The 13,833-nt window shown below is 70.9% G+C and carries 5 protein-coding genes, 1 tRNA gene and 1 rRNA gene; 1 reads left to right on the top strand and 6 read right to left on the bottom strand.

The window, feature by feature from the left end:
* Window positions 1–7: 7 nt before the first annotated feature.
* From ACIRQY_RS33300 to ACIRQY_RS33285, 4 genes are all read right to left on the bottom strand, one after another.
* The gene (locus tag ACIRQY_RS33300; RefSeq protein ID WP_351796744.1) at window positions 8–838 is read right to left on the bottom strand and encodes a RodZ domain-containing protein; all 831 of its coding nucleotides are present in this window, start codon (window positions 836–838) and stop codon (window positions 8–10) included.
* Window positions 839–1,186: 348 nt separating this feature from the next.
* Window positions 1,187–4,003 carry a DNA translocase FtsK gene (locus ACIRQY_RS33295; RefSeq protein ID WP_403931929.1) on the bottom strand — a complete coding sequence of 939 codons (2,817 nt, stop codon included), beginning with the start codon at window positions 4,001–4,003 and terminating at the stop codon, window positions 1,187–1,189.
* A gap of 125 nt (window positions 4,004–4,128) precedes the next feature.
* Window positions 4,129–4,800 (bottom strand): two-component system response regulator, encoded by a 672-nt coding sequence (locus ACIRQY_RS33290; RefSeq protein ID WP_030694290.1) that lies wholly within the window; start codon window positions 4,798–4,800, stop codon window positions 4,129–4,131.
* A 350-nt stretch (window positions 4,801–5,150) separates the two neighbouring features.
* A complete protein-coding gene (locus ACIRQY_RS33285) occupies window positions 5,151–10,625 on the bottom strand; it encodes a HAMP domain-containing protein (RefSeq protein WP_403931924.1) in 5,475 nt (1,824 codons plus the stop codon).
* A gap of 269 nt (window positions 10,626–10,894) precedes the next feature.
* On the opposite strand from ACIRQY_RS33285, the gene ACIRQY_RS33280 reads away from it, so the two are divergent.
* Window positions 10,895–13,543, top strand: a complete 2,649-nt coding sequence (locus ACIRQY_RS33280; RefSeq protein ID WP_351796753.1) for a SpoIIE family protein phosphatase — start codon at window positions 10,895–10,897, stop codon at window positions 13,541–13,543.
* Window positions 13,544–13,648: 105 nt separating this feature from the next.
* Here the strand turns inward: ACIRQY_RS33280 and ACIRQY_RS33275 are convergent.
* Both ACIRQY_RS33275 and rrf read right to left on the bottom strand, forming a co-directional pair.
* Window positions 13,649–13,724: transfer RNA gene (locus ACIRQY_RS33275), tRNA-Thr, on the bottom strand.
* A 4-nt stretch (window positions 13,725–13,728) separates the two neighbouring features.
* Window positions 13,729–13,833 (bottom strand): 5S ribosomal RNA (rrf, locus tag ACIRQY_RS33270); the annotation flags it as partial.

Below are 13,833 nucleotides of genomic sequence, written 5' to 3'. Positions count from 1 at the left end.
GCGGGGCTCAGCCGGCCTCGGGGTCGCCCTTGGTGTAGGTCAGCCGCTCCACCTGGCCGGATTCGAACTTGTCCGCGAGCTTCTTGCCGTTCACGTAGAGCTCGATCGCTCCGGCGTTGCCGAGGACGAGGTCGACGCGCTCGTCGTCCTGGAAGGTCTTGGACTCGCCCTTGAGGAGGAGCCCGTCGAAGAGCACCTTGCCGTCGTGGGCCTTGGCGGAGATCCAGCTCTTGTCGTCGAGGGCGGAGAGCTTGACCGTGACCTTGTCCTGGGGGACGGCGGCGATGGCGCTCTCGGTGGGCTTCGGGGCGACGGGCTTGACCGGCTTGGGCTTGGCGGCGGAGGTGGCCTTGTCGGGGGCGGGCGCGGGACCGCCCTCGGCGGCGGTGGTGGCGCCCTTGGTGTCGTCGTTCCCGTTGAACATCGTGAAGCCGACGAAGCCGACGACGGCGACGATGGCCGCGACCATCGCGGCGGTCCAGTTGGGCCGCCTGGGCTCGGGCCGGATGCGTTCCGCCTCGAAGAGCGGGGCGGCGGGGGTGGGCGCGGGGCGGCCTCCGTGCTCGGCGTCGTACTGCTCGATCAGCGGTACCGGATCGAGACCGACGGCGCGCGCGAGGGTACGGATGTGCCCACGGGCGTAGACGTCGCCGCCGCAGCGCGAGAAGTCGTCCTCCTCGATCGCGTGCACGATCGGAATCCGGACACGGGTGGAGGCACTGACCTCTTCGACGGTGAGACCGGCGGCGATGCGGGTCTGCTGGAGAGCGCGACCGATCGAGTCCCGGTCGTCTGCCGGGAAGGTCCGGTCGTCTTCGGGGGAGTTGCCGATGGACACGAGAGCGCCTTTCGAGCGTGTAGCCACCTGCTGGACGTTCAGTCTATGGGTGGTACGAAAGGGTGGGGCAACCGGGCGGGTGCTGTTTGTACGCCATGAGGCTGGGACATCCTGCTGTCCCTCCGTCCAACTTGACGTACGGCCAGGGGAAACGGTTGCCCGCCGTTCCCTTACGAGTGAGTCTCGGCCCGGTCCCGGCCGGGTACCCCGCCCGGCGGGCACCCCACCCGCCCCGCCCGCCACGTCACCAGGTCTTCACGCCCCCGTACCCCGCTCGTCCTCGCCCCCCTCGCGCCCGGCGACCCAGGCCCCGCGCCCCGGCGTCCTCGGGCCCTCTCCGCCCCGCCCTCACACCTCCGACTCGCCTCGGATCACGGCGAGCACCCCGTCCAGTTCGTCGGGCTTCACCAGCACGTCCCGCGCCTTCGATCCCTCACTCGGCCCGACGATGTTCCGTGACTCCATCAGGTCCATCAGCCGTCCCGCCTTGGCGAAGCCGACGCGCAGCTTGCGCTGGAGCATCGACGTGGAACCGAACTGGGTGGAGACGACGAGTTCCGCCGCCTGGCACAGCAGGTCGAGGTCGTCGCCGATGTCCTCGTCGATCTCCTTCTTCTGCCGGGTGCCGACGGTGACGTCCTCCCGGAAGACCGGGGTCATCTGGTCCTTGCAGTGCTGCACGACGGCCGCGACCTCGTGCTCGGTGACGAAGGCGCCCTGGAGGCGGACGGGTTTGTTGGCGCCCATCGGCAGGAACAGCCCGTCACCCTTTCCGATGAGCTTCTCGGCGCCCGGCTGGTCGAGGATGACCCGGCTGTCGGCGAGCGAGGAGGTCGCGAAGGCCAGCCGGGACGGCACGTTGGCCTTGATGAGGCCGGTGACGACGTCCACGGACGGCCGCTGCGTGGCCAGCACCAGATGGATTCCGGCGGCGCGCGCGAGCTGGGTGATCCGGACGATCGAGTCCTCGACGTCCCGGGGCGCGACCATCATCAGGTCGGCCAGCTCGTCGACGATGACCAGCAGGTACGGATAGGGGTTGAGCTCGCGCTCGCTGCCCTCCGGAAGTTTGATCTTGCCGTCCCGGATGGCCTGGTTGAAGTCGTCGATGTGCCGGTAGCCGAAGGCCGCCAGGTCGTCGTAGCGGAGGTCCATCTCCTTCACCACCCACTGGAGGGCCTCGGCGGCCCGCTTGGGGTTGGTGATGATCGGGGTGATCAGGTGCGGGATGCCCTCGTACGCGGTGAGCTCGACCCGCTTGGGGTCGACGAGGACCATCCGGACGTCCTCGGGGGTCGCCCTTATCATGATCGAGGTGATCAGACAGTTGATGCACGAGGACTTTCCCGAGCCGGTGGCCCCGGCGACCAGGACGTGCGGCATCTTCGCCAGGTTGGCCATCTCGTAGCCGCCCTCGACGTTCTTGCCGAGCGCCACCAGCATCGGATGGTCGTCCTCGGCGGCGGCGGCGAGCCGCAGCACGTCCCCGAGGTTCACCATCTCGCGGTCGCTGTTGGGGATCTCGATGCCGACCGCGGACTTGCCGGGGATCGGCGAGATGATCCGGACGTCCGGGGAGGCCACCGCGTAGGCGATGTTCTTCGTCAGGGCGGTGATCTTCTCGACCTTTACGGCGGGGCCGAGCTCGACCTCGTACCGCGTGACCGTCGGCCCCCGGGTGAATCCGGTGACGGCGGCGTCCACCTTGAACTCGGTGAAGACGTTGGAGAGCGCGTCCACCACGATGTCGTTGGCGGCGCTGCGCGTCTTGCCGGGCCCGCCGCGCTCCAGCAGGTCCAGCGACGGCAGCGCGTAGGTGATGTCCCCGGCCAGCTGGAGCTGCTCCGCCCTGGGCGGCAGATCCGTCGGCTCGGGAGCGGGCTTGGTCAGATCCGGTACGCCTCCGCCGGGCCGCTGGTCACTCCCCCGAGCAGGCGGCACGGGCGCACCTCCGACCCCCGTTCCCCCCCGGCCCCGCCCGCCCCCGGCGGCGGCCTGCGCGGCGGCCTTCCGGTCGGCGGTGACGTCCCTGGTCAGATCGGCGACGATCGGGGACGGCGGCATCCCGTTGAGGACCGCGCCGTCGAGCGCGGCGGCGGCCGCCGCCGCGATGTCGACCGGGTCCGGGCCGTCGTCGAAGGCGGGCCGCCCGGCCGGACGCCGGGCCGCGCCCTTGCGCCGCTCCAGCATCTCCTCCTCCGCCCGGTCCACGTCGTACGGTTCGGCGGGGCCGCGCCGCCGCACCGGACCGGCCGCGCGGGGCCCCGGCCGGGCCTCCCGCCAGTCCTCGTCGTACCCCTCGCGCCCCTCGTACCCTTCAGCCTCCGCCGGGTCGTACGCGGGTTCGACGATGCCGAGGCGGGCGCCGAGGGCCCGCAGCCGCTGCGGGATCGCGTTGACCGGGGTGGCGGTGACGACGAGCAGCCCGAAGACCGTGAGCAGCACCAGCATCGGTACGGCGAGGACCTCGCCCATCATGAAGACCAGCGGCTGGGAAGCGGCCCAGCCGATCAGCCCGCCCGCGTCCTGCATGGCCGCGCTGCCGTCACCGCGCCCCGGCGAGCCGCACGCGATGTGGACCTGGCCGAGGACACCGATGACGAGGGCGGAGAGGCCGATGCTGATCCGGCCGTTGGCCTCCGGCTTCTCCGGGTAGAGGACCAGCCGTACGCCGATCGCGCCCAGCAGCAGCGGGACGAGCAGGTCGAGCCGGCCGAAGGAACCGGTGACCAGCATCTCGACGAGGTCGCCGACCGGGCCCCGCAGATTGGACCAGGTACCGGCGGCGACGATCAGCGCGAGACCGAGGAGGAGGAGCGCGAGACCGTCCTTGCGGTGGGCCGGATCGAGGCCCTTGGCTCCCCGTCCCATCCCCCGCAGCACCGCCCCCACACCGTGCGCGACCCCCAGCCACGCGCCCCGCGCGAGCCGGTACACGCCCCCGGTGGGGGACGGTGCGGGGCGGGGCGGGGCCTTCTTCGCGGTCTTCCGCGCGGGCGCGCGCTTGGCGGGCGCGGCCTTCTTCGCAGGCGCCTTCTTCGCGGGCGGTTTGGCGGGGGGCTTCGCGGGGGCCGCTTTCTTCGCGGCGCCCGCCGTACGGCCGGCGCGCGGCTTGGCGGTGCCCGCCGTGCCCTGGGAACCCTTGCCGGACGTACGTGAAGCCATGGTGCCGAGGTTACCGGTGTGAGCAGCCGCTGTCCGCCTCACCCGAACGTGTCGCCCTGCCGGGGCGCGAAGGTGACGCCGTCTCACGCCGGACGACGGCCGCCGGAACGGTCCGTGACGGTACGTCAGCCCTGGGCGGGCAGCGTCGGCGCGGCTCCCGTGCCCGGTTCGAGGGCGTCCAGGGCGCGGCGCAGCCCGGTCAGCTTCCGCTCCAGGTGCGCGGCGGTGGCGACCGCGGCGGCGTCGGCGGAGTCGTCGTCGAGCTGCTTGGACAGCGCCTCCGCCTGCTCCTCGACGGCCGCGAGCCGGGCGGAGAGTTCGGCGAGGAGCCCGGCGGACTCCTTGCCGTGACCGCCCTCGCCGCCTTCCAACTGGAGCCGCAGCAGCGCCGCCTGCTCCCGCAGCTTGCAGTTCTTCATGTACAGCTCGACGAAGACGGAGACCTTGGCGCGCAGCACCCACGGGTCGAACGGCTTCGAGATGTAGTCGACCGCACCGGCCGCGTACCCCCGGAAGGTGTGGTGGGGACCGTGGTTGATGGCGGTGAGGAAGATGATCGGGATGTCGCGGGTCCGCTCGCGCCGCTTGATGTGCGCGGCGGTCTCGAAACCGTCCATCCCCGGCATCTGGACGTCGAGCAGGATGACCGCGAAGTCGTCCGTCAACAGCGCCTTGAGCGCTTCCTCCCCTGACGATGCCCGCACCAGCGTCTGATCGAGCGCGGAGAGAATGGCCTCCAGCGCCAGCAGATTCTCCGGCCGGTCATCGACCAGGAGGATCTTGGCCTTCTGCACCATGCCCCGTCCTCCTCGCCCCGGCAACGGCTCTCCCCGGCTCCCCGAACCGGGGGTGGCACCGGGCGCCGCCCCAGGGGACGACTCTCTGACGCCGTCCGTCCTTGTGCCGGTCATCGTAGCCGCACCCCGCCCGTCGCCACACCCTGTCACCGCGATGTCACCGCGCACGTACCTGAAACGCGGTGGGAGATCAGAAGGTTCCCCGTGCGCGGCCTTCTCACACCCTTCTCACGGAAGCCGTCCGACGGCCTCGCCGGGTGCGCCCGGGAAGGCCGCCGGGCGGCCTCCTCCGGGCGCCCGGGGCCCGTGGCGCGCGGTGTCCTCCCCGCACCACGGGCCCCCGCGCGGGCTCACTCGCCCCGCATCCACTGCTCCATCACGGACAGCAGGTAGTCGGACTCCACCGGCTTCGTCACATAGTCCGAGGCGCCCGACTCGATCGCCTTCTCCCGGTCGCCCTTCATCGCCTTCGCCGTGAGCGCGATGATCGGCAGCCCCGCGAACTGCGGCATCCGCCGGATCGCGGTCGTCGTCGCGTACCCGTCCATCTCCGGCATCATGATGTCCATCAGGACGAGCGCCACGTCGTCGTGCTGCTCCAGGACCTCGATGCCCTCCCGGCCGTTCTCCGCGTACAGCACCGCGAGCCCGTGCTGCTCCAGGACGCTGGTGAGCGCGAACACATTGCGGATGTCGTCGTCGACGATGAGCACCCGCTCGCCCGAGAAGCCGTAGCCCCGGCGCTTCTCGGGCTCCGGCTCCCGCTCGACGCGCTCCCGCGCCTCCGCCCGGCCGGACCCATGCGGCACGACGGTGCCCGCCCCGGTCGCCTCCGCAGCGGCCTTCCGCCGGTGCCGGAACAGCGCCCCGGCACCCGACCGGTCCTCCGAGCGCCCCGACGGCGGCGGGAAGTACGGGAACGACTGGATGCCCGCCGCTCCGCCGCCCTGCGGCTCCTCGGCGTCCTGCGCCCCCTGCCCGTACCCGTGCGACGGGGACTCGATGGGGCTCAGCGGCAGATACAGCGTGAACGTCGAACCGCGGCCCGTCTCGCTCGCCGCGTAGATCTCACCGCCGAGCAGCCGCGCGATCTCCCGGCTGATCGAGAGCCCCAGCCCCGTACCGCCGTACTTCCGGCTGGTCGTCCCGTCCGCCTGCTTGAACGCCTCGAAGATGACCCGCATCTTGCTCGCGGCGATCCCGATACCGGTGTCGGTGACCGAGAACGCGATCAGATCGGCCTCCGGATCGCGCAGCGAACCGGCCTCCAGGAGCTGTTCGCGGATCGACTGCGGCACATCCGCCCCGGCCGGCCGGATGACCAGCTCCACCGCGCCCGTGTCGGTGAACTTCACCGCGTTGGACAGCAGGTTGCGCAGCACCTGGAGCAGCCGCTGCTCGTCGGTGTGGAGCGTGGCGGGCAGCTCGGGCGAGACCCGCACCGAGAAGTCCAGGCCCTTCTCCGCCGTGAGCGGGCGGAACGTGGCCTCCACGTAGTCGACGAGCTGGACCAGCGCGATCCGGGTCGGCGACACGTCCATCTTGCCCGCCTCCACCTTGGACAGGTCGAGGATGTCGTTGATCAGCTGGAGCAGGTCGGAACCCGCGCCGTGGATGGTCTCGGCGAACTCGACCTGCTTGGGCGTCAGATTCGTCTCGGCGTTGTCCGCGAGCAACTTGGCCAGGATCAGCAGCGAGTTGAGCGGAGTGCGCAACTCGTGCGACATGTTCGCCAGGAACTCGGACTTGTACCGCATGGAGACGGCGAGCTGTTCGGCCCGCTCCTCCAGCACCTGCCGCGCCTCCTCGATCTCGGTGTTCTTCACCTCGATGTCACGGTTCTGCCGGGCCAGCAGCTCGGCCTTCTCCTCCAGTTCGGCGTTGGAGCCCTGGAGCTCCTTCTGCCGGTGCTCCAGCTCCGCCGACCGCTCCTTGAGCTGCTCCGTGAGCCGCTGCGACTGCTGGAGCAGCACCTCGGTCTTGGTGTTGACGCTGATCGTGTTGACGGTGGTCGCGATCAGCTCGGCCAGCTGGTTGAGGAAGTCCCGCTGGATCTGGGTGAACGGCTGGAAGGACGCCAGCTCGATCACCCCGAGGACCTTGCCCTCGAAGAGCACCGGAAGCACGATCACGTGCGCGGGCGCCGCCTCGCCGAGCCCGGAGGAGATCTTCAGATACCCCGGCGGCACATTGACCTGGATGGTCCGCTTCTCCTCGGCGGCCGTACCGATGAGGGTCTCGCCCGGCCGGAAGGAGGTCGGCATGGAACCGGTGGAGTACCCGTAACTCCCGCGCATCCGCAGCTCGTACGAGCCGTCGCCCTCGCCGACGGGTTCCGCGTCGCTGTGCGCGGAGCCGGTCGGGATCGCCACGAAGAACGCCCCGTGCTGCGCCGACACCACCGGCGTCAGCTCGCTCATGATCAGCGAGGCCACGTCGTCCAGGTCCCGGCGGCCCTGCATGAGACCGGAGATGCGGGCCAGGTTGCCCTTCAGCCAGTCCTGCTCCTCGTTGGCGAGGGTGGTGTCGCGCAGGTTGGTGATCATCGTGTTGATGTTGTCCTGGAGGGCCTGGATCTCGCCCGCCGCGTCGACCCCGTTGATCTTCAGGTTGAGGTCGCCCCGGGTGACGGCCGTGGCGACCGCCGCGATGGCCCGCACCTGACGGGTCAGGTTCCCGGCCATCTCGTTCACGGACTCGGTCAGATCGCTCCAGGTGCCGTCCACGTCCCGCACGTGCGCCTGACCGCCGAGGATGCCCTCGACGCCCACCTCGCGGGCCACCCGCGTGACCTCCTCGGCGAAGTTCGACAGCTGGTCGACCATCGTGTTGATGGTGTTCTTCAGCTCCTCGATCTCGCCGCGCGCGTCGATGTCGATCTTCTTGGTGAGGTCGCCCTTGGCGATGGCGGTGGTCACGGCGGCGATCTGCCGCACCTGACCGGTCAGGTTGGACGCCATCGAGTTCACCGACTCGGTGAGGTCCTTCCAGGTGCCCGCGACGCCCGGGACCCTTGCCTGGCCGCCGAGTTCCCCCTCGGTGCCCACCTCGCGGGCGACCCGGGTGACCTCGTCCGCGAACGACGACAGGGTCGTCACCATCGTGTTGACGGTCTCGGCCAGCTCGGCGACCTCGCCGCGCGCCTCCACCGTCACCTTCTTCGTCAGGTCGCCGTTGGCCACCGCCGCCGAGACCCGGGCGATGTTCCGCACCTGGCTCGTCAGGTTGTTGGCCATCAGGTTGACGTTGTCGCTGAGGTCCTTCCAGGTGCCGGTGACCCCGCGCACCCGCGCCTGACCGCCCAGGATGCCTTCCGTGCCCACCTCACGGGCCACCCGCGTGACCTCGTCCGCGAAGTTCGACAGCTGGTCCACCATCGTGTTCACGGTCGTCACCAGCTCAAGGATCTCGCCCCGGGCGTCGACCGTGATCTTCTTCGACAGATCGCCCTTGGCGACCGCCGTCGTCACCTCGGCGATCTGCCGCACCTGGATGGTGAGGTTGTTCGCCATGAAGTTCACCGACTGGGTCAGGTCCTTCCAGGTGCCGGAGACCCCCTGCACCTCGGCCTGACCGCCGAGCATCCCCTCGGTGCCCACCTCGCGGGCCACCCGGGTCACCTGCTCGGCGAAGTTCGACAGCTGGTCCACCATCGTGTTGAGGGTGTTCTTCAGCTCCAGGATCTCGCCGCGCGCGTCCACGTCGATCTTCTGCGACAGGTCACCCCGCGCGACCGCCGTGGCGACCTGCGCGATGTTGCGGACCTGGGTGGTCAGGTTCCCGGCCATGCCGTTCACCGAGTCCGTCAGATCCCGCCACACCCCGGCCACGCCCGGCACCTGCGCCTGGCCGCCGAGACGTCCGTCGGTGCCCACCTCGCGGGCCACCCGCGTCACCTGCTCGGCGAAGGCGGAGAGCTGGTCGACCATCGTGTTGATGGTGTTCTTCAGCTCCAGGATCTCGCCGCGCGCGTCCACGTCGATCTTCTGCGACAGGTCACCCCGCGCCACGGCCGTCGTCACCTGGGCGATCTGCCGCACCTGCGAGGTCAGGTTCCCCGCCATGAAGTTCACCGAGTCGGTGAGCTCCCGCCAGCGCCCGGACACGCCGTCCACCCGGGCCTGCCCACCGAGCCTGCCCTCGGTGCCCACGTCCCGCGCCATCCTGGTGACCTGGTCCGCGAACGACGACAGCTGCGACACCATGGTGTTCACGGTGTTCTTCAGTTCCAGCATCTCCCCGGCCACGTCCACCGTGACCTTCTGCGACAGATCACCATTGGCGACCGCCGTGGTCACCAGGGCGATGTCCCGCACCTGGTTGGTCAGGTTCCGGAAGGCCGTGTTCACCGAGTCGGTGAGGTCCTTCCACGTCCCCGCCGCCCCGCGCACCTCCGCCTGCCCGCCGAGCAGTCCCTCGACACCGACCTCCCGGGCCACCCGGGTCACCTCGGAACCGAAGGCGGACAGCTGGTCCACCATCGTGTTCACGGTGTTCTTCAGTTCCAGCATCTCCCCGGCCACGTCCACCGTGACCTTCTGCGACAGATCACCGCTGGCCACGGCCGTCGTCACCTGGGCGATGTCCCGCACCTGCGTGGTGATGTTCCGGAAGACGGTGTTGACCGAGTCGGTCAGGTCCTTCCACGTCCCCGCCGCACCCGGCACCTGCGCCTGACCACCCAGCAGCCCCTGCGCGCCGACCTCGCCCGACACCCGGGTCACCTCGTCGGCGAAGATCCGCAGCGTCTTCGTCATCTGGTTGATGGTGTCCGCGAGCTGCGCGATCTCCCCGCGCGCCGACACCCGCACCTTCTGCGACAGATCGCCGTTGGCGACCGCCGTCGTCACCAGGGCGATGTCCCGCACCTGGTTGGTCAGGTTCCCGGCCATCGTGTTGACCGAGTCCGTAAGGTCCTTCCAGACCCCGGACACCCCGGCCACCTCCGCCTGGCCGCCCAGCTCGCCCTCCGTGCCCACCTCGCGGGCCACCCGGGTCACCTCGGAGGAGAACGACGAGAGCTGGTCCACCATCCGGTTGACGGTGTTCTTCAGCTCCAGCATCTCCCCGGCCACGTTCGCCGTGACCTTCTGGGACAGATCGCCGTTGGCGACCGCCGTCGTCACCAGGGCGATGTCCCGCACCTGTGCCGTCAGCCGACCCGCCATCGTGTTGACCGAGTCCGTGAGGTCCTTCCACGAACCGGACACCCCGCGCACGTGCGCCTGCCCGCCCAGCTTGCCGTCGGTACCCACCTCGACGGCGACCCTGGTCACCTCGGACGCGAACAGCGACAGCTGGTCGACGAGGTTGTTGACGGTACGCGCGACCTTCAGGAACTCCCCGCGCAGCGGCCGGACCGTCCCGTCCGCCCCCTCCGAACGCAGGTCCATCCGCTGGTCGAGATCGCCCTCGGCCACCGACGACAGGACCCGGCCCACCTCGGACACCGGCCGCGCCAGATCGTCGACGAGCGCGTTCGCGGCTTCGATCGCCACCGCCCACGCGCCCTCGCCCGACCCGACCTCCAGACGTTCCGAGAGCTTGCCCTCGCGGCCCACCACCCGGCGGACCCGCGACAGCTCCCCCGTCACGTGCGACTGCCGTTCGGCGACCTCGTTGAAGACGGTGGAGATCTCCGCCATCACCCCGTCGCCGGAGATCGTCAGACGCCTGCGCAGGTTCCCGTCCCGCATGGAGACCAGGGCGCCGAGCAGCCGCTCCAGCGCCGCCGCGTCCACCTGGACCGTCCCCCCACGGGAACGCCCGCCCCTCGCGCGCGTACCGCCGCCTCCGCCGCGTCGCGCCGCCGTGCCAGCTTCCACCGTGTCCCTCCCGAAAGGGGTCGAACGTTCCGTTCCGGCTCCCGCCGGTAGCCTGCCCAGTGTTTCACCGTCCGCCAACCAGGCGATAACAGTTCGGCAGCTTCGCACAAGCGTCCCTACCCCGGCGGGGGCGCAATCAGCGCGACCGGCATCCGCGCGCACGGTGAAGGAAAGTAACCTGGCTCCCGGCTGTCCATCCGCCCCGGTCCGCCCGGCGGGGGCGGGACGGCACGCGTACGACCACCGGGCAGCGGGAGGACAGACCGAGCATGGCAGAGCCGGGCGTCGAGACGCGTACGAGGAGTTCTGTGATCACCGCGCGGGCGACTGCCGGCTTCGAGCCCGTCGGGCGGTCCGTCGCGGCCGCCCGCGCGTTCGTCCGGGACACCCTCCAGGGCTGGGGACACCCCGAGCTCGTCGACGACGCCGTCGTCCTGACCAGCGAACTCGTCACCAATGCCGTCATCCACGCGGGCACCTCCGCCGAGGTCCTCTGCCTCCGCTCGGACGACGGCATCCGCATCGAGGTCGCCGACCGCTATCCCGAGCGCGAGATCCCCGTCCAGAGCGGCCGCACGCTCGGCAACCCCGACCGCGAGAACGGCCGGGGCCTGCTGCTCTGCGCCGCCCTCGCCCACCGCTGGGGCGTCGACTACTCCCCCACCAGCAAGCACGTCTGGTTCCGCCTCGACCTCCCGCAGCGCGCGGTCGGCACCCGCTCCGCGGGCCCCGTCGTCCCCGACGCGCTCCTCCCGGTCGCCGACAGCCGCGTCCGGGTCGCCGTCACCCAGATCGACCGCGGCGGCACCATCACCTCCTGGAACGAGGACGCCGAGGAGCTCTTCGGGTACGAGGCCGGGCAGGTCGTCGGCAAACCCCTCGGCGACCTCGCCGCCTGGCCCCACACCCCCGGCACCGGCACCGGTCTCGCCGAGGCCCTGCGCCTCTCCCGCTGGGAGGGCAGTTACGGCCTCCGCTGCTCCGACGGCCGTGTCATCCCCGTCTACTCCTCCCACCTCCGGGTCCGCGACGCCCAGGGCGAACCGTCCACGGTCTGTCTCCTGGTCCGCGAGCACGAGCGGGCCGTCCTCCAGACCCCGCAGCGCCCCGCCGCCGACCCGGGCACCGAGAACCGCACGGCCGTCGACCCCTTCGAGGTCTTCATCGGTTCGCCCGCCCCCGACGACCTGGACGGCCTGCTCCAGCGGACCGTCGAACGCGCCCGCGACATGCTCGACGGCGACGCGGCCTTCCTCCTGCTGGCCACCGACGACGAGACGGAACTGGAGGTACGGGCGACCACCGGTCTCCCGGCGGCCCGCCAGCGCTTCGCCCGCGTCCCCGTCGAGACCGGCGCGAGCCGGTACGGCTCCGCCCGGATGCCCGCCGTCCACGAGGACCTGGCCGCGGTGCCGGGCGCCGTCCCGCTCCTCGAAGCGACCGGTATGCGCTCGGTGGTCACGGTCCCGCTCAAGGTCGAGGGCCGGCTCACCGGCTCCCTGGGCGTGGCGGCCGAGGCCGCCAACCGCTACTCCAACGAGGAGGCCCTGCGCCTCCAGTTCGCCGCCGACCGCATCGCGCTGGCCGTCGAGTCCGCCCGCCTGGGCGAACTGGAGAGGTTGCGCCGCGGCTCCCTCAGCTTCCTGGTGGAGGCGTCCGACCTCCTCGCGGGCACGCTCGACCGCGACCAGACCCTGGCCCTGATGGCCCAGATGACGGTCCCGACCCTGGCCACCTGGTGCGCGGTCTACACGATCGCCGACCAGGCCTCCGACCCGTATCTGTCGTACGTGCTCCACGAGGACGAGGACCGCATCGACGGACTGAAGGACCTGCTGACGTCGATCGCCCCGCCGGACCCGGTGCCGACCCCCGGCGCCCGTGTCTGGACGGCCCCGGGCGACGCCGCCCACCGGGCCGCGCTGACCGCCTCGGTGCACTCCCTCGACCGTCCGGCGGGCCCGCTGTCCTCCGGCATCGACGCCACGTTCACCACCGCGAGCACGGTGGCGGGCGAGACGGTCGTCCTGCCGCTGGTGGCCCGCAACCGGGTGATCGGCATGCTGACCCTCGGCCGTCCTTCGGAGGACCATTTCCGCCAGGAGATCCTGGAGCTCGCCGAGGACCTCTCGCGCCGGGCCGCCCTGGCCCTGGACAACGCCCGTCTGTACTCGGAGCGCGTGGCGATCAGCCAGTCCCTCCAGCGCAGTCTCCTGCCGCCCCGCACCCCGGACATCCCCGGTGTCGAGGTGGACGTCATCTACCGCGCGGCGGGCGAGGGCAACGAGGTCGGCGGCGACTTCTACGACGTCTTCCCCATCAGGGACGGCGTCTACGGCTTCGCCATCGGCGACGTCTGCGGTACGGGACCGGAGGCGGCCGCCGTCACCGGTCTGGCCCGGCACGCCCTGCGCCTCCTCGCCCGCGAGGGCTTCGGCGGCCCGGCGGTCCTGGAGCGGCTGAACGCGGCGATCCTCGACGAGGGCCCCCGCAGCCGCTTCCTGACCCTGCTGTACGGCGAGATGCATCCGCAGGAGGACGGTTCCGCGGTCCTGAAGGTCGTCTGCGCGGGCCATCCGCTGCCCCTGCGCCTCCGCCCGGACGGCAGGGTCAGCCCGGCGGCCGAGCCGCAGCCGCTGCTCGGCGTCATGGACGACCTGGAGCTGTACGAGCAGACGGTGACGCTCGACCCGGGCGATGTTCTCCTCTGTGTCACGGACGGTGTGACGGAGCGCCGCGAGGGCTCCCGGATGCTGGGCGACGACGGTCTCGCTGAAGTCCTCAGCACGTGCACGGGCCTGACGGCCGGCGCGGTCGCCGCCCGTATCCTGCGGGCGGTGGAGCGCTTCGCCCAGGCCCCGGCCTCCGACGACATGGCCATTCTCGCGATGCGCCTGCGCGAGCCGCACGACCGCTGACAGCCGAAGCCGGGTGGTTCCCCCTGACGAGGGGAACCACCCGGCTCATTTCTTCGCTACGGAAACACAAAAAAGGCCCCCGCCACAAGGCGGGGGCCTTTCTTTTGGAGCCCTTTAACGGAATCGAACCGTTGACCTTCTCCTTACCATGGAGACGCTCTACCGACTGAGCTAAAAGGGCATATGTTCGGCGGTGTCCTACTCTCCCACAGGGTCCCCCCTGCAGTACCATCGGCGCTGAAAGGCTTAGCTTCCGGGTTCGGAATGTAACCGGGCGTTTCCCTAACGCT

The sequence above is a fragment of the Streptomyces sp. NPDC101490 genome (assembly GCF_044767145.1).
Lineage (GTDB): Bacteria > Actinomycetota > Actinomycetes > Streptomycetales > Streptomycetaceae > Streptomyces.
This window is presented reverse-complemented; position numbering and strand designations above follow the sequence as displayed.